This window comes from Halobacillus sp. ABH2_015 (assembly GCF_056158945.1).
In genome coordinates this window covers 1,118,931-1,134,641 of record NZ_JBSWUG010000002.1, presented here as the reverse complement: position 1 = coordinate 1,134,641, position 15,711 = coordinate 1,118,931, and the positions used below count along the sequence as shown (strand labels likewise).

Annotated in this window: 18 protein-coding genes; 7 read left to right on the top strand and 11 right to left on the bottom strand. The window is 45.7% G+C overall.

Annotated features, from left to right (window positions below; translation table 11 throughout):
- Nucleotides 1-19: 19 nt before the first annotated feature.
- Nucleotides 20-523 carry an SRPBCC family protein gene (locus tag ACXAD6_RS05935; RefSeq protein ID WP_474968065.1) on the bottom strand — a complete coding sequence of 168 codons (504 nt, stop codon included), beginning with the start codon at nucleotides 521-523 and terminating at the stop codon, nucleotides 20-22.
- Between the two features lie 71 nt (nucleotides 524-594).
- On the bottom strand, nucleotides 595-783 hold the full coding sequence (locus ACXAD6_RS05930; RefSeq protein WP_474968064.1) for a hypothetical protein: 189 nt from the start codon (nucleotides 781-783) through the stop codon (nucleotides 595-597).
- Nucleotides 784-888: 105 nt separating this feature from the next.
- Here ACXAD6_RS05930 and ACXAD6_RS05925 point away from each other — a divergent pair, with 105 nt between their 5' ends.
- Nucleotides 889-1,773 carry an NAD(P)-dependent oxidoreductase gene (locus tag ACXAD6_RS05925; protein WP_474968063.1) on the top strand — a complete coding sequence of 295 codons (885 nt, stop codon included), beginning with the start codon at nucleotides 889-891 and terminating at the stop codon, nucleotides 1,771-1,773.
- A gap of 655 nt (nucleotides 1,774-2,428) precedes the next feature.
- Here ACXAD6_RS05925 and ACXAD6_RS05920 read toward each other — a convergent pair.
- From ACXAD6_RS05920 to ACXAD6_RS05895, 6 genes are all read right to left on the bottom strand, one after another.
- Complete coding sequence (locus ACXAD6_RS05920) at nucleotides 2,429-3,574, bottom strand: MFS transporter (protein ID WP_474968062.1); 1,146 nt, start codon at nucleotides 3,572-3,574, stop codon at nucleotides 2,429-2,431.
- Between the two features lie 283 nt (nucleotides 3,575-3,857).
- The gene (locus tag ACXAD6_RS05915; RefSeq protein WP_474968061.1) at nucleotides 3,858-4,634 is read right to left on the bottom strand and encodes a DUF975 family protein; all 777 of its coding nucleotides are present in this window, start codon (nucleotides 4,632-4,634) and stop codon (nucleotides 3,858-3,860) included.
- A gap of 104 nt (nucleotides 4,635-4,738) precedes the next feature.
- Entirely contained in the window at nucleotides 4,739-4,879 is a 141-nt protein-coding gene (locus tag ACXAD6_RS05910; protein WP_474968060.1) for a hypothetical protein, read from the bottom strand.
- Between the two features lie 200 nt (nucleotides 4,880-5,079).
- On the bottom strand, nucleotides 5,080-5,340 hold the full coding sequence (locus ACXAD6_RS05905) for a hypothetical protein (RefSeq protein ID WP_474968059.1): 261 nt from the start codon (nucleotides 5,338-5,340) through the stop codon (nucleotides 5,080-5,082).
- An 18-nt stretch (nucleotides 5,341-5,358) separates the two neighbouring features.
- Nucleotides 5,359-5,733 (bottom strand): hypothetical protein, encoded by a 375-nt coding sequence (locus tag ACXAD6_RS05900; RefSeq protein WP_474968058.1) that lies wholly within the window; start codon nucleotides 5,731-5,733, stop codon nucleotides 5,359-5,361.
- A 246-nt stretch (nucleotides 5,734-5,979) separates the two neighbouring features.
- Nucleotides 5,980-6,171, bottom strand: a complete 192-nt coding sequence (locus ACXAD6_RS05895) for a hypothetical protein (protein ID WP_474968057.1) — start codon at nucleotides 6,169-6,171, stop codon at nucleotides 5,980-5,982.
- Nucleotides 6,172-6,352: 181 nt separating this feature from the next.
- Between ACXAD6_RS05895 and ACXAD6_RS05890 the strand changes: the two genes are divergently transcribed.
- Together ACXAD6_RS05890 and ACXAD6_RS05885 are read left to right on the top strand one after the other, a co-directional pair.
- Complete coding sequence (locus ACXAD6_RS05890; RefSeq protein ID WP_474968056.1) at nucleotides 6,353-6,832, top strand: DUF2243 domain-containing protein; 480 nt, start codon at nucleotides 6,353-6,355, stop codon at nucleotides 6,830-6,832.
- Complete coding sequence (locus tag ACXAD6_RS05885) at nucleotides 6,825-7,619, top strand: cytochrome c oxidase assembly protein (RefSeq protein ID WP_474968055.1); 795 nt, start codon at nucleotides 6,825-6,827, stop codon at nucleotides 7,617-7,619. The genes ACXAD6_RS05890 and ACXAD6_RS05885 overlap by 8 nt, the downstream gene beginning before the upstream one ends.
- 124 nt (nucleotides 7,620-7,743) lie before the next feature.
- Here the strand turns inward: ACXAD6_RS05885 and ACXAD6_RS05880 are convergent, their stop codons facing one another.
- A complete protein-coding gene (locus ACXAD6_RS05880) occupies nucleotides 7,744-8,952 on the bottom strand; it encodes an iron-containing alcohol dehydrogenase (RefSeq protein WP_474968053.1) in 1,209 nt (402 codons plus the stop codon).
- Nucleotides 8,953-9,409: 457 nt separating this feature from the next.
- Nucleotides 9,410-10,930, bottom strand: coding sequence for an AbgT family transporter (locus ACXAD6_RS05875; RefSeq protein ID WP_474968052.1), 1,521 nt, complete (start codon nucleotides 10,928-10,930; stop codon nucleotides 9,410-9,412).
- A gap of 380 nt (nucleotides 10,931-11,310) precedes the next feature.
- Between ACXAD6_RS05875 and ACXAD6_RS05870 the strand changes: the two genes are divergently transcribed.
- The 4 genes from ACXAD6_RS05870 to ACXAD6_RS05855 all read left to right on the top strand — a co-directional run bounded on the left by ACXAD6_RS05870 (nucleotide 11,311) and on the right by ACXAD6_RS05855 (nucleotide 14,971).
- Nucleotides 11,311-11,508 carry a cold-shock protein gene (locus tag ACXAD6_RS05870; RefSeq protein ID WP_027953723.1) on the top strand — a complete coding sequence of 66 codons (198 nt, stop codon included), beginning with the start codon at nucleotides 11,311-11,313 and terminating at the stop codon, nucleotides 11,506-11,508.
- Between the two features lie 295 nt (nucleotides 11,509-11,803).
- A complete protein-coding gene (locus ACXAD6_RS05865; protein ID WP_474968051.1) occupies nucleotides 11,804-12,652 on the top strand; it encodes an STAS domain-containing protein in 849 nt (282 codons plus the stop codon).
- A 156-nt stretch (nucleotides 12,653-12,808) separates the two neighbouring features.
- Nucleotides 12,809-14,173, top strand: a complete 1,365-nt coding sequence (locus ACXAD6_RS05860) for a DUF2254 domain-containing protein (RefSeq protein WP_474968050.1) — start codon at nucleotides 12,809-12,811, stop codon at nucleotides 14,171-14,173.
- A 324-nt stretch (nucleotides 14,174-14,497) separates the two neighbouring features.
- Nucleotides 14,498-14,971 (top strand): hypothetical protein, encoded by a 474-nt coding sequence (locus tag ACXAD6_RS05855; RefSeq protein WP_474968049.1) that lies wholly within the window; start codon nucleotides 14,498-14,500, stop codon nucleotides 14,969-14,971.
- Between the two features lie 50 nt (nucleotides 14,972-15,021).
- On the opposite strand, the gene nfsB is transcribed toward ACXAD6_RS05855, so the two are convergent.
- Nucleotides 15,022-15,675, bottom strand: coding sequence for an oxygen-insensitive NAD(P)H nitroreductase (gene nfsB / locus ACXAD6_RS05850; RefSeq protein WP_474968048.1), 654 nt, complete (start codon nucleotides 15,673-15,675; stop codon nucleotides 15,022-15,024).
- Between the last annotated feature and the right edge of the window lie 36 nt (nucleotides 15,676-15,711).

Here is a 15,711-nt window from a genome sequence, read left to right as displayed (position 1 = left end):
TCCCTCTAAGCTTTTTCATTTAATGCATCTTCACTTTTGCCAAATACTGATCCAGACAGTTGAACTGGGACGTCATCCCGTCAATGACCTGCATCTCCAGTAATTTCTGGAGCTCTGCTTCAGATTCAAATTCACTCTCAATGATCAGCTTCGTCTCCTTACCCTCTGGAATAAAACGCAGGTCAATATCAATCATCGGAAGCTGTTCATTCACCATGCCTTCCGCGTCTGAAAACATATCTTTATACTGAATCCTTTTCATCGGTTCGATGGACTGGAAGATTCCAAGCCCCCAGGACTGCATCCCATAAAACTCACCCATGCCTTCATCCACACACGTCATTCCATAATGCCAGACTCCGTTCGGCATAAACTCGAAGGTTTTCACTTTCGTGTCCCAGCCTTCCGGACCCCACCATTTTTCCAGACGTTCCGGTTCCGAATAGGCTTGAAAAACAAGTTCCACAGGCGCCTGAAAGACACGTTCCAAGACAAGCATATTCCCTTTGACAGTAGAGTTCATGGTCAGCCTCCATTCATAATGGTCTACCCTATTTAACTTCCCGTTCCCCTGCAGGAATTCCTGCTTGACGTTTATTGCTTTTCCATATGACACTCAAAATGCTCCAACACGATCCCGGACTTCTCCATTTCAGGCAGTCCTCCGTTATCATAGCAGTCATTCGTCTTCTCCATCACTTCTGCATGACTTTGGTATATCAATAGAAAAGCCGTCGCTGCCAAAATAATGATCGCTGAACTGATAAAGAATATTTTCTTCATTGTTTCTCCCCCTCCTTTTTTAGAAAACCTTCCAAGCCTTTACCTATCTCTTCGTTTTCAGAATTGTTATACTACATGTAAATCTATTGGAAAGGGTGGTTATTCATGAACAAACCGACGATTGGATTTATCGGTACCGGAGTGATGGGAAAAAGCATGGCCCGCAATCTGATGCAGGCCGGATACCCGCTGCAGCTTTTCACCCGCACAAAAGAAAAAGCAGTCGAACTTATCGAGGACGGTGCCCACTGGTATGAGGATATCCCTTCCCTCGCAGCAGCATCCGACATCATCATTACGATTGTCGGCTATCCCAAGGATGTCGAAGAGGTATACTTCGGGGAAGCCGGGATTCTACATAATGCTGACCCGGGTTCAACCGTCATCGATATGACGACTTCCTCTCCTGACTTAGCAAAGACGATTGCCAACAAAGCGAAGGAAAAGGATATTCACGCTTTTGACGCCCCTGTTTCCGGCGGGGATGTTGGTGCGCGTAACGGAAAGCTGACGATTATGGTCGGCGGCGGACAAGAGTCTTTTGACGAAATAAAGCCCGTGTTCGAAGCCATGGGTGAGAACATCGTCCTTCAAGGAGAAGCCGGTGCCGGTCAGCATACAAAAATGTCCAACCAGATTGCCATTGCTTCCGGGATGATGGGTGTAACAGAAGCGATCCTGTACGCTGAAAAAGCCGGGCTCGACCCGAAAACCGTTTTGAAAAGCATCGAATTCGGTGCAGCCGGCAGCTGGTCCCTTTCCAACCTCGGTCCGCGGATGATTGATGGGAACTTCGACCCCGGGTTTTACGTCAAACACTTCATTAAAGATATGCAGATTGCCATCGAGTCCGCAGAAAAACTGGACATCCCCGTTCCGGGTCTGAAGCTTGCCAAGCAGCTGTATGATCAACTGGCAGAGGCCGGTGGTGAAAATAACGGAACACAGGCGTTATACAAATACTATGAACTTATAAAAGCAGAAGCATAAAAGGAAGGCTCCGGGCCGATGGTCTGGAGCCTTTGCATATGTATCTATTCGTTTCACTTCCCTGACTCGAACAAGTAATTATAGATGGATAAAAAGAAAACCGTAAAGACAGACAACCCTATGATATCGATCCAATCCATGACCCTACCTCCCTCCAATAACTGGAATTTAATTGTATCACGAAGGAGGTCGTCTATGTATGGTCAGCAGGTACGTTTTTCACGAAAAAAAGCCCGCCTCCCGGGCGGGCTTCCTGCTTGGAAAAAACTTTTTTTCTAGCGACTCCAAAGGAACGGGCATCCATACTTGGTCATGGTAGGATCTTTCCCACGCAAGCAGCAGTAACGCAGCCTGTACTGTTCTATTGAAACGGCGAAGGATCTATGCTCACCTTTCCCTTTTATCATATAGCGTAAAGTTGTTTTCCACAGGCACCGGCACGAGGAGCGTTCGGTGGTGACGCCTGCGGCAACAGCACGAGCCGAAGATCCACTTGGTCCAATGGTTTCTTGACCAAGTTAGCTGAGGCCGTGCCCGCGGCAGGCATCCGCCGAAAAGCGGAACGTACCGTCTCAACACGACATGCGGACTACTCTAACTGGATAGGACGAACGTTTTCTACAGACTGAACGCCAGCCTCCCGTGCGGGCTTCTTCTATTCTTTTTCTGTGACAGGAAGAGCAAAAACTTTCAGGCAGCCGATGATTCCAAGCAACAGAAAAATGAGCTCATACGGGGAATAGGCCAGCATCCAGCCGAAGACCGCCGGACCGATAATCGCTCCGACATTCAAAATGACAATACAGATACTGAAACCTTGAGCTGGTATCTTCGGAAAAACTTTCGCGCTCCATATCGGCAGGTAAGCCGCATACAGCATAAAGGAAGCTCCGAACAAAGCACCGGAAATGCATACCAGAATCCAGCTCTGGAATAGATACAGGATGGCAATACTCAGCGAATAAACAAGGATGGTCACGATAAAGCTCATCCGCATGCCCAGTCTGCTGATCATGTCTCCGGCACACAAACCGGCAAGACCGGCGATTCCTGTAATCAAAAAGAAGACGGCATTGGCATTCGTGATCGAGAAGTTTTCCTGGACGAAATCTGCCGCATACGTCCAGTAGGTTGCTTCTGTTACTCCAAACAGAAAAGAAGCGATATAAAAGGGATTGGCCTCTTTTGTAAAAAGGGGACGCAGGTCCGCCATCTTAATCGGAGCCCCAATCGTCTCCGCATTTTTTTCGGGAACAGAACGCCAGGCCCATAGAAGAATGAAATAACCGAACACGGCGCCCCCGCCCCAGATGATCCGCCAATCCCCGTTCAGAAGTAAATATAAAAGGGATATGAAAATCAAGCCAACAGAAGAACCTGTACTGATAATCGCAAGTGTCCGCTCCTGCACCCTTTCTTCAACGTGCTGGGTCACACTCTTTGAAAAGGACGACCAGGTCAACCCGGGACTGAAGCCGGCCAGCAGACAGGAAGCCGCAAAAATGAGCCAGCTGTCCGTCAGCGCTGCAGTTAAAAGACCCGTGGAGGCCGCGAAGATCCCTCCCAGAATCATCGGCCGGGCTCCGAATTTTGATACAAGAAGAATCACCATAAGAGCCCCGGCCAAAAACGTAATAAACGTTAGGCTCGAAATCACTCCGAGCAGTGATGCCGAAAGATCGAAGGAACTCCTGAAATCAGTGAACAATAAGCCGTAGCCATACCTGAACCAACCAAATATAATAGATAAAGCCAGTAAACCAATGATTGATATCTTAGGTATTTCCATTCGTTTTGCCATAAAACCATCCTTTGTATTCCATTTAGTTTTCTGGAATAGCATTACCCGGGTTCCACATAAATCAAACAGCTTAACTACAAAGGTTTTCATGGATAATTATCCCATCTTCAATCACGAGTTACTATTGGAATATACAAGTGATTCTCTTCTTAAAAAATTCAGCAGGAAGAAAAAGGAAGAGGGCGCTGGACCTGCCGGCAGATAACACGCCACCGCTCCTCCTACAGTCAATCAACCGTTTCATAAAAAAATGCCTGCTCGAAACGGGCAGGCATAAAATCGGTTATCCATTCACTTTTGCGTGCCATTCATCCCGGCGCCTTTTCTGCAGAAGTTCTTTGTAAAAAGCCAGCCGCACGACTTCGAAAATAGCGATACTCACGAAAGCACCGAGCCCTATAAGCAACGCTCCAAACATTGTTGCGACCATCATGAGCAGGAACAGCCCGAGCAGCGGCCATCTGGAGCCTTTCATCATTGAAAAGCTCTGCTTCAAACCGGCCATCATTCCTATATCGGGGTCATCGTACAGAATATAGGCGACTTGGGAAATACTTAAAAACAGCCAGACGATGCCGGCAAACAGAAGAAGCAGTGCTACATACAAAGCCAGTACCGTGAGACTTCCACCTGCTATGGAAACCAAGCCTCCAAGCGCTGCATAGATCGTCATCATCCCAATCATTGTCAAAAGCAGATTAAATAAGAAAAAGACAACAGCCCCTTTATAAAGCAGCTGCCAATTTTGAAAAGGATAAGCACATGCCTTAGCAAAACGACGCCGCATCGTATAAGCGGTATTTGTTATGTAATCAACCATGATAAAAAAGAGAAAGCTGTTCAGCACAGAAGCTAAGACTATAGATAACAACGTCTCTGAGTTCAACACAGCCAATGGGTCAAAATTGATAATGACCGTTCCCTGAACAGGCAGGGTGCCTGCAATTACTATAATCATGTAACAGAGAAACACGACCCCGATAATCCGAAGCCAGTTCCCATCAAGAATTCGAAAACCATCTTTTATAGAAGACCCAAGATATCTTCCACCCCTTCTCATACTTTCAGACTAAGTCATTCTACCAAAAAAAGCATCCTTACGAATCAAAAGATGCTTTTCTCATCAATAACTATTTCTGCATTTCAAGACCGGACTCTCTTTACTTATTGAACCTCGGGCTTACTAAAAAAAGCAGCCACCAGCATGAAAAACAACGACGCCAGCACGCCTAATGCCTCCTGATCGAACAAAATCGAGACAGGTATGGAGAACGCAGCACATATGAAAAACAACTGCATCAACATCCACTCACCTCCCTGTATTCTTTATGTACTGCTCAGAGATCCTTCCTTTTACAATCCAGCAGGAACCTTCATTTCAGATGGATAGATGATATTTACAAGAAAGGTACGACCTCCCCATTATGGTATTCCACCCCTTATCCCTGCTGTTACACTGCTGCGTGTATGGAAACAAGTCGTTCAGCAAGCCTATGTTTGCAGGCTCATGGGTGCCCGTTTGTGATGGACTGAATCCAGTAGCCACCCGCCATAAGAATGAAAAAGCTGAAAAACATCACCGTATTCGCAGCTACGAGCCAGTAATTTTTCGCAAGCACAGCAAAGACAGTCCCGATGGGGGCGATAATAAAAATCAGCATCCATAATGGGCTGGCAGTCTGAAAAACGAGATTCGGCACCCACATGAGCAGGCTGATGACCAGACTGGACGCAGCTGTCCTCCTGTATAATTTTTCTTTTTCCATTTTCCCCTCTCCTTCCGACTACAAAAAACTGATAACCATGAAAACAAATAGAGCGAGAAAAAACAGAAGAGTACCTAAAACGATACATGGAGCTGTCCATTTCAAGAAACCTCTCTCTTTGTTCTTCCATGCGAGAAAAGCCAGCACGAGACTTCCCACTGCTGTACCCAGCGCACTGAAAAAGCAGATTTGGATCATGATTTTGCCAAAGCCCTCAGGGTCAGCCGGAGCCCCCCATAGGACATGACGATCAGCAGAACCGCGGATGCACTCAAACCTGCTGACCATACACTGTATGTACGCCTCACTAAAAAACTCCTTCTCTTTATTCATCCTTTTCATAAACGTGGACGAAGACAGAGCTAGGAAGCCGACCACCAATAAAGGCTTCAAGTTTCCCCCTCCCCTCTTCGAAAGCGGCATATCGGAGGGTACAGCGGCATCAGCACCATTGTGCTCAACCGGTGTTACCGGCACCTCTTCAATTGCTGCCCAGCGAAAAGGAGGTAGAAGAATGGACTCATGGTATCCCCTTCACGCTTTACAAAAAGACCTTTCTATCATTCCATATGATGGAAGCTGTTTCAACGTCCTCCCTCCTATCTGGGGTAGACATGGTTATATTTTTAAAACGATAGATTAATCCCGTGTAAAAAAAGAAACCAGCAGCATCAGCAGTCCATAAGCAAACGATACAAGAATGAAAATTACAAGAATACGGAAGGTTTCATACAGATACGGAAGAGCCGCAATTAATAAAATCATAAAAACAAAGCCCGCGATGTCTCTATTCTTTTCCTTCCTCGTTCGCGCTTCTGTCCGGCGCCTCATACGTTCCCCCCTCCTTTTTCAAAACTGCAGGACAATCCTTTCCCTTCTCTATTTATCTTTCACAAACCAGGACATCCAAACCCATCCCGCTCAGACCAGCAGATTTTTACGCAAATACGTTTGTATCACCAGTGGTCTGGGTACAAAATAGGAAGGATTTAGGAGAACAGGAGGTTTATAGATGAGCGCCAAACATATCCAGCCCAACCGCCACCATTATACAAAGCGGACGTTATGGTCCGGCCTGCTATTTGGAATCGGGCTGGCCGCTTTTATAGATGAAACCATCTTTCACCAGTTGTTAAGATGGCATCACTTTTACGATCAATCCACCACAGACGTGGGGCTGATCTCTGACGGATTGTTTCATGCCTTCAGCTGGTTTGCCACGATTGGAGGTTTGTTTTTATTTGCGGATGTCCGGCGCAGAAACGGATTATCCCTCACCCGCTGGTGGGGGGGTGTACTGACAGGCGCAGGAGCTTTTCAATTGTATGATGGGATCATCCAGCATAAGCTGATGAGACTGCATCAAATCCGTTATGTGGAAAACATTCTTCCCTATGACCTCGTATGGAATATATCGGCGGTCCTCATGATCCTGACAGGGGTGTTTCTCCTCAAACGCAGCAGTGGAAAGGGGGACATTTTCCATGCCTGACTATCATGGAGGGATGGGAGGAGGACTGATGGATGTGGGGATTATCGTTCTATCTCTTCTTCTCATCGGCTTATACATAGGAGGCGGTATCCATTCCAGCCGTATCCGCCACCTTCACCGCTGGCCTTGGTTTCGTTATGTCTGCTGGGCGGCAGGGATTTTCTGCGTGTGGGCAGCCACAGGCAGCCCCATCGCCGACCAGGCGCACCATGACTTCCGTGCCCATATGCTGGGCCACCTCCTTTTAGGAATGCTCGGACCTCTCCTGCTTGTCCTTGCCGCCCCTGTGACTCTTCTTCTTCGAACACTGCCCGTTGCAGCTGCACGGAACGTTTCCCGTCTACTCAGGAGCTCTTATGCGGGGTTCATCAGCCACCCGGTTACCGCCTCTCTATTAAATATCGGCGGGTTATGGCTGCTTTACACGACCCCCCTTTACACCATGATGCATGAAAATTCCTGGATCCATGCCGCTGTTCACCTGCATGTTTTTCTAGCAGGCGTCCTTTTTACCAGCGCTATGATTTATATCGACCCTGCAGCCCACCGCTTCAGCTTTTTGTACAGGACGGTGGTATTCATCATCGCCCTTGCCGGACACGGGATCCTTTCCAAATACATTTATGCTTCTCCTCCGGATGGCGTCCCACAGCTTCAGGCTGAAGAAGGAGCCAAGCTTATGTATTACGGCGGGGATGTGATCGACGCTGCGATTATTTTCATCCTCTGCCTGCACTGGTACAAAGCCGCGGCTCCTGAAAAACGCGGAGCAGTCGCAGGCAGGTAATCGATTCGGGCGCACCACTTCACCAATCCCAACTTTTCCGTATTATAGGAAGCTTCTCCCTATCTTGCCGGATCCAAACTCACAAAAAAATCCCCCACAACCTGTGAGGGATTTTCCTTGATTATTACGGAATGTTGTTTCCTTCCACAAGAGACGCCTTGGAAAAATCATAATCAAAGCAGACACGGTAAAGCTCTTCGATTTCATAAAGCGTCGGTACTCTCGGATTGCTGGCTGGACTTCCACTGTCCCATGCATCCGCAGACATTTTACTGATAACGCTTTCAAATTCCTGTCTATCGATGCCCCATTCGTTTAAATTAGGGATGTTCAGCTCCCGGCATAATTCTTTGACGGAAGACACCGAATGATCCGCTGCTTGTTCATTGGAAGACAGCCCGTCCGGAGAAAAAATCCTTCCTACATCGGCCAGTCGATCAACCGCCTCCTTTCTGCTGAACTCCAGAACAGCGGGAAGCAGCATCGCGTTTGAGTAACCGTGGGGAACATGAAATAATGCACCAACCGGTCTCGACATGCCGTGAACCAGGCAGACAGAGGCATTGGAAAATGCAACCCCTGCCTGCATCGCAGCCAGGGACATCGCTTCTCTCGCATCCATGTTATCTCCATCATGATAAGCCGTTTTCAAATGCTGGACAATTAAATTCATTGCGGAAAGAGCCATAACATCGGCCATTGGATGGGACTTTTTCGATACATAGGCTTCAATCGCATGGCTTAAGGCATCAATTCCTGTAGCCGCTGTCACATGTTTCGGTGAAGAAAGAGTGAGGTTCGGATCAACAATCGCCACATCCGGCAAAAAGGCCGGCTGTTTGATCATCATTTTCACGTCATCCGTGGTGTTCGTAATGACGGTTACATCGGTTGCTTCTGAACCGGTTCCCGCTGTCGTCGGCACCGCCAGATGAGGCGCCGGCTTTACACCCACTGTTTTCTTCCCGCCCCGGTAATCACCGATATACCCTTCATTCGACGCAAGGACAGCAACGGCTTTAGCTGTATCTATACAGCTTCCGCCTCCCAGAGAGATCACTACATCACACTGCTTCGTCCGGAACAATTCGAGGGCTTCGGCTACATAAACATCTGTCGGTTCAGATTCAACTCCTGAATAAACCACGCTTTCCATATTCGATTCAGTTAAGTACTTCCGGCCTTCGTTGACATATCCCAGCTCGTCCATGACAGGATCGCTGATCATCAACGCTCTCCTTCCCCTGAGAGAGGCTTCTTTTCCGATCGTTTGAAAGGCTCCACGCCCATAGTGGATCGTTTCAGGCATTTGAAAGACGGCATAGTGCTTCACGACAACCCCACCTTTTGATTTTTTAATCACAAAACTTAGAACGGACGACCGCAGCCTGGTGGGAAAGATCTCTCGTGTACAGCTTTGAAGTTTTAAAGAGGTGTTATGTAGGTAGCAAACTCGTGGATGAAGGGTGTCATTCTGCTGCCTGCGGTGTTTGTTCGCTTTCATAATACAGATGTATTCGTTACCGATATCCCATATTTTAAGCTGATGGGGATGCTCCGAATCCATCAGAACCCTTCCCCTTTCCACCGGCTCATAAAGCCCGTGGTCTGTCAGCTTTTTTCAGGTTGGCACTCCGGTGCTCTTCTATCCCATACAACCGTTTCTTTCGACCTTTCTCCAAGTATGGAACCTCCTATTTTTTGTAATTATCTGTATTGTAACACAATTATTTTTTTAAAGAAGAATACAAAAGGACGCCCGCCGTAACAGCGGACGTCCTTTTGATTTTTTAATAATGAATCGGTGATCCCGGCCCTAAATCCGCTCCTGTCATCATCCAGATGATCAGCATGATCGTCCAGGAAATCAGGAAGAAGACGGTGTACGGGAACATGACGGATATGAGTGTTCCAATTCCCATTTTCTTATCGTACTTCTGAGCGAAGGCGATGATGATCGCAAAATAAGTCATCAGTGGTGTAATGATGTTCGTCGTTGAATCGGCTACCCGGTACGCCATTTGTGTCAGCTCCGGGGAATAGCCGAGCTGCATCATGATCGGTACGAACACCGGGGCCATCATCGCCCATTTTGCAGAGGCGCTGCCGATGAATAAGTTAATCACAGCAGCCACAAGGATGAACCCTAATATCAATGGGATGCCTGAAAGATTGGCGGATTCGAGCAGTTCAGCTCCGTACACGCCGATCACAAGCCCCATATTGGTCTCTGAAAAGTACGCGACAAACTGACCAGCTGTGAAAGCGAGCACAATGAACATCCCCATTGATGCCATCGTATCTGAAAGCTGTTCGGCTACATCCTTGTCATTTTTAATTTCCTTCGTGGCGATGCCGTAAAACAACCCTGGAATAAAGAACAGAATCGTTATGATTGGTACAAGAGAGCTCATGAACGGCGACTGGATAATCGCTCCATCTTCCCCTCTCAGCGGTGCGCCCGGCGGAAGAATCAACAGAGCCGTCAATACAGCAGCAATGGCAATGGAAATACCTGCCCATTTCAACCCTTTCTTTTCAACAGCCTCAAGACCTTTCAACTCTTCGCGGAACTGCCCCTTGTACTCACCAAGACGCGGCTCCACAACTTTTTCAGTTACAAGCCCGCCTACGAAGGTCAGAAGAAACACGGATACGATGATAAAGTAATAGTTCATCGCAATGTTCATGCCATCTGCATAAGCAGGATCAATGATCGCTGCCGCGTCAATCGTCAGCTCTCCCAGCAGGGGATCGGTCGCTGATAAAAACAAGTTGGCACTGAACCCGGCGGAAACACCGGCAAAAGCCGCAGCCAGACCTGCAAGCGGGTGGCGTCCGAGAGCAGCAAAAATCACGGCTCCCAGTGGCGGAAGCACTACATACCCGGCGTCAGACGCTACACTGGACATGACACCAGCGAATACGAGTCCATATGTAATCAATGCTCGAGGAACAGATAAGACGAAACCGCGGAGACACGCGCTGATCAGCCCTGTCCGTTCTGCGAGCCCGATTCCGATCATCGTCACGAGTACAACTCCAAGCGGAGCGAACCCGATAAAGTTTTCTGTCATACTGGAAAAAATGTACTCGATCCCATCGGCGCTGAGCAGGTTCTTAACTTCAACCCTTTCCCCTTCTTCCCCGGGATGCTCCACACTGACTCCAAAGCTTGAGACGACAGCCGATATAAGAACAACCAACAGAGCCAGGACAGCAAACAATGTGATTGGATGCGGAAGTTTATTCCCGACACGCTCAATGACATCCAACCCTTTTTGAAACAATCCTTTACGTTTGTTTTCCAAAACACATTTCTCCTCTCTTGTTGCAAAATAAAAAAACGGCTGAGAAACCTTTCCGCCGCTTTTATATATTCCTGCCGCTTTCAGTATATATGCAATGATTTTAAAAATGAAGACGCTTCCAATAATAATCAATATTAGCTCTATTCTGAAAATAATTAGTGATTTTCCTAGTGATGATTCGTGCAAAGTCAGGAAAGTGAATTTCTTTTTCACGGAAGGTTGACGTTTCGTCTTTACGCTGATATAGTAGTAATTAATTATTCTTGTTCGTTTAGGAATGAAAGCAGAAGGAACTATTGAGTGACTTTCGTCTGGAATGAATATGCAGAGCAATTATAGTAATACATTGTGGATCAGTTCCACGCAGGAGGTAACAATTTATGTTACAAGGTAATGTGAAATGGTTTAACGAAAGCAAAGGTTTCGGTTTTATTGAAGTAGAAGGACAAGACGATGTATTCGTACACTTCTCTGCTATTCAAGGCGAAGGTTTCAAAACACTAGAAGAAAACCAAACAGTAACATTCGAAATCGTTGAAGGCGACCGCGGACCACAAGCGGCTAACGTTCAAAAGTAATCGCGATTTCATAAAAAGAAGCTTCCATCTGGAAGCTTCTTTTTTTATATATTCAAAATAAGTCCCATCACTCATGAGGACATGACGGCAGCCCCTGTTCATTTCATCCTCCCATGAATCTCCACTTGTAAATCCAATAGAAGCCCTCCACCATAAGGAAGCCCCTCGTCTGACCCTTACCTTTCAGCCATCCTCATTGAAACCCTGTTCTTTTTACTACTATAATATAGGATGCCGTAAAAAGAACGTCGTAATTCCAAGTACGGCCTAATGTTGATGATCAGGGGGCAGGAAGATGAATAGCCAAATGAAAAACACGAACGATAAAATCAAACGCATAGGGATATTTTTATCTGAGAACAGCACAAAAATCGCTCAGGTGTCTCTATCCTCTCAAAACTTCGAAGATACTTATGATTTAAAAGGAAGAGAAGAACAATTTCAAGTATCTATAAAGACCGTTTCTTCTTTGATCCAGCAAATCGGAATCCATTTAGCGGAGAAGGACGAGCGTAAAGAATTAAAATTTTTAAGTGAAATTGAAGCCGGTGCAGCTGTAGAGAATCACCAGCTGATTACTACCGTATTAAGCTCCCTCCCGTATTTCGAGAGAACGTTATGGACATTCCTGGATGATGAATGCAACCAATTAAATTTCACCGCATCCGAAGTCATTCAGTTGAACCAATCGTTAAATCCATTAATCGGTTCCTTCATTTATAACTTCGTTTCGACGTATGTAGAACAGAATGAAGAACAAAGGGAAACGATCAATAACAAATTAAATGAGCTTTCCATCCCTATCATACAAGTATATGAACACATAGGTGTCTCTCCCATTATCGGGGAAATAGATGAAGAAAGAGCGCACCTCATGAGGGAAACCTCCCTGGCTGAAACAAAGAATAAAGACCTTACACATCTTATTATCGATTTATCAGGAGTCACATCCATCAATACATTTGTAGCTCAGCAGTTGAATCATACAATTGAATCCTTGAAACTGATGGGTGTTCAAGTGATTTTGACCGGTTTGAGCCCATCGATATCCCTCTCGCTCGTGGAACTAGGGATAAAGCTGGATCACACAGCGGTCAAGAACAGTCTTCATCAGGCATTATCCGATTTGAATTTATTCAAGTAATAGCTCAGACCACTCTGAAGAAAGGCGTTTACTGCATACCCCTTTCTTTTTCATCCCCATACTGTCCTTTATTACGATTACTTCAACCTGAAAAAGGGGATGGAAAACAGCAGGAGGTTAAGTCAAGAATTCATTAAATAAAAAGGGGTTGAATCGATGTCTAAAAGAAACATTTTCACATACTTTTCGATGACGAAAAGGGAAAGAAGAAACGAATTGAATCAAACATTATGGCTGATGCCGGCCCGTTACATAGGAATAGCCATTGTTCTATCAGCGGTCAGTGTGTTTTTGGATACATTTTTAGATGTTCATCAATACCTTCCACACGCCATGACGTTTAACGGGACCACCGTCAGGCTTCTGGTCACAACACTCATAGGCGGTGTGCTTACTCTGAGTGCCTTCACCATTAACTCCTTGCTTGTGGCTTTGACCACTCTCAGCGGGCAGTTCTCTTCCCGTATGATTTTGAACTTCATTAGTGATTCCGCCACTCAGCATGTCCTTGGTATTTTCAATGGCAGCTTCATTTATGTTTTATTGAATATTATGTATTTAAGCAACAGCAGCAATGAAGCATACTTTGTCATTCCATTCCTTTCCGTACTCGTAACCTTCATGGCGGCCGTTACATTTATATACTTTGTCAACCATACGTCTACGTGGCTTCAGGTACATAACATAACGTCGAATATGAAACAGACCACAACCTCTACCATTCGAACATCCTTAGTGGAAGAGATTGGTGAACACAGAATTAAAGGAGATAATTATCGGGATGAAATCACCGACACATCCGAACCCACTGTCGTACTTGCTGCGAAGTCCGGTCATTTACAATCCGCCAACTTCCCAAAAATAATCGAAGAGGCCCGGAAAGATGATGCAGTCATTGCACTAAGAGCCTCTATAGGTCAATACATTTTAGAGAACACCCCTTTACTAGAGTATTGGCACCACGGAGAGCACTTGGATGTAGAAAAGTATAAAGAGCTTGTTCGTGTGGAGGAGAAAAAAACCGAGATCCAGGACTTGGAATTCGGTTTGGAGAAATTAGTAGAGGTATCAGTGAAAGGATTGGGAAACAACGATCCACTAACTGTGAATAATACGCTGTACCAAATCACAGACCTGCTAAAAGAGATTGGAAACGCGACAAGCTTTTCCCCTATTCTTGTGGATGATACCCAGCATGTTCGATTAAAGTTAAAATACGACGGATTCGACTATTTCTTATTTAAAAGTTTTGGATATATACGAGAATATGCAGGCCAAAATTCAACCGTAATCATCACAATATTGGAAATGCTTCATCTTCTGGCCCAATCGATGGAACCGAATGTTCAGAAAGAAATCTGGTCATTTGCTGAACAAACGATAAAAGGGTATCCACACCCTCTGTATGAAGCCGATGCCCATTTCATTTTAAAAAATCTTAAAGCTCTAGCTGCTCAGACCCAGCATTCGGAAAATTACTCCAGACTGGAAGAGACTTTATTACAAAAAATTCACTCCTGAACATTTGATGATTTTATCAGAAACATCGTTATCCTGTTTTTACAACCGTTTCCTATATAGTAAAAGCCCTTTGGACTTCAACCAAGGGCTTTTTTTATGGAATAACCGTTCCCGCGGGTGTTTCCGTGTCTCCCCCCCTTTATAACAGATTATATATTCCGAAATCTCATGGTGAAAGGGGATGGGTAAGGCCACCACTTATACAGCACCTGTTTTGAAAAGGCTCTGGTTACTTTCATTTAAGCTGCGTGCATACATAATCAGCATGGATATATGAAAGTAAGGGTATCCTAACCGCAATGATTGTATGTAAGGAGCGGAACAATGGCTAAATCTAAATGGAAGACCATCTTCCCCGTTACTCTGTTCATCCTTTCCTGGCTGTCGGCTTTCCTGCTTGGCAGACGTACCTTTTTCAGGTATTTACCGATCGCCAGCTTTACGAGTTTGATCATCAGCGTCCTCAGCGTCGTGTCGAATCAGAGGAAATGGTGGGAGAACAAAAACCCCCTCTCCCCCGGACCTGTGGATTACACGTATAAAATCGGTCCGTTCTTCCTGGCAACCATTTGGATTTTCAAATTCACCTATGGGACATTCAAAAAGTATGTACTGCTGAATGCGCTTTTAAATATCATCAATGCCTATGCATTAGCAGAGATCTGGGAGCGGCTCGGGTTATTCAAATTGAAAAAAATCAATCATACGATCTGGTATGTCATCTGCGTTCATCTATCCATCATCATATACGGCGTACAGTTCTTGATGGAAAAAGCCATTAAAAACAGCGGTAAATAAAAAACAGGTGAGGCTGCAGCCCCACCTGCTTTCGTTGTTCCTCTATACCGTTACACTTCCTCGATGATTTCCGCCTGATCCAGTCTTGATTTCGGCAGATCCGCGTTAAAGTCTGTGGATGTACGGTAGCCGAGAGATACAACTACGCTGGACGTGAATCCTTTTTCACGGAGATTGAACTCCTCATCCAATGCCTTCATATCCATGCCTTCCATCGGAACAGCATCGATGCCAAGCTCAGCCACACCAAGCAGGAAGCTTCCTACATTCAAATAGGTTTGCTTTTCAGACCAGTGATAAAGATCCTTCACATCATATTTGTGGGTATCCACAAACATTTTTCTTACGTTATGGTTCATCTCTTTGAATTTCTGTTCAGCAAATCGGCCGTCCTGGTCCTCTTTTTCACTGATATGATGCAGGAATTCATCGGTAATCTCTGTTCTTGTTGCGAAAACGACAACAGCTGAAGCGTCCAGTACTTTTGGTTCGTTGAAGCTGAACATTCCTTCTGCCCCTTTAGCTACACGCTTTTTTCCTTCTTCTGTCGCTGCCAGGATGAAATGCCACGGCTGGACATTTGTAGAAGATGGGGCCAGCTGCAGCATCCCTTTGATTTTTTCTATATCTTCAGTTGAGATTTTTTTCGACTGATCGAATTCCTTTGTGGAGTATCTTTGATTTAATGCTTGAATCGGTTCCATTCCAATCGTCTCCTTTGAATATAATGATTTTATTAC

Bases quoted from the DNA above. Each gene is read 5' to 3' on its own strand.
- ACXAD6_RS05935 (WP_474968065.1), bottom strand. From the start codon at position 523: ATGAACTCTACTGTCAAAGGGAATATGCTTGTCTTGGAACGTGTCTTT.
- ACXAD6_RS05930 (WP_474968064.1), bottom strand. From the start codon at position 783: ATGAAGAAAATATTCTTTATCAGTTCAGCGATCATTATTTTGGCAGCG.
- ACXAD6_RS05925 (WP_474968063.1), top strand. From the start codon at position 889: ATGAACAAACCGACGATTGGATTTATCGGTACCGGAGTGATGGGAAAA.
- ACXAD6_RS05920 (WP_474968062.1), bottom strand. From the start codon at position 3,574: ATGGCAAAACGAATGGAAATACCTAAGATATCAATCATTGGTTTACTG.
- ACXAD6_RS05915 (WP_474968061.1), bottom strand. From the start codon at position 4,634: ATGAGAAGGGGTGGAAGATATCTTGGGTCTTCTATAAAAGATGGTTTT.
- ACXAD6_RS05910 (WP_474968060.1), bottom strand. From the start codon at position 4,879: ATGTTGATGCAGTTGTTTTTCATATGTGCTGCGTTCTCCATACCTGTC.
- ACXAD6_RS05905 (WP_474968059.1), bottom strand. From the start codon at position 5,340: ATGGAAAAAGAAAAATTATACAGGAGGACAGCTGCGTCCAGTCTGGTC.
- ACXAD6_RS05895 (WP_474968057.1), bottom strand. From the start codon at position 6,171: ATGAGGCGCCGGACAGAAGCGCGAACGAGGAAGGAAAAGAATAGAGAC.
- ACXAD6_RS05890 (WP_474968056.1), top strand. From the start codon at position 6,353: ATGAGCGCCAAACATATCCAGCCCAACCGCCACCATTATACAAAGCGG.
- ACXAD6_RS05885 (WP_474968055.1), top strand. From the start codon at position 6,825: ATGCCTGACTATCATGGAGGGATGGGAGGAGGACTGATGGATGTGGGG.
- ACXAD6_RS05870 (WP_027953723.1), top strand. From the start codon at position 11,311: ATGTTACAAGGTAATGTGAAATGGTTTAACGAAAGCAAAGGTTTCGGT.
- ACXAD6_RS05865 (WP_474968051.1), top strand. From the start codon at position 11,804: ATGAATAGCCAAATGAAAAACACGAACGATAAAATCAAACGCATAGGG.
- ACXAD6_RS05860 (WP_474968050.1), top strand. From the start codon at position 12,809: ATGTCTAAAAGAAACATTTTCACATACTTTTCGATGACGAAAAGGGAA.
- ACXAD6_RS05855 (WP_474968049.1), top strand. From the start codon at position 14,498: ATGGCTAAATCTAAATGGAAGACCATCTTCCCCGTTACTCTGTTCATC.
- nfsB (WP_474968048.1), bottom strand. From the start codon at position 15,675: ATGGAACCGATTCAAGCATTAAATCAAAGATACTCCACAAAGGAATTC.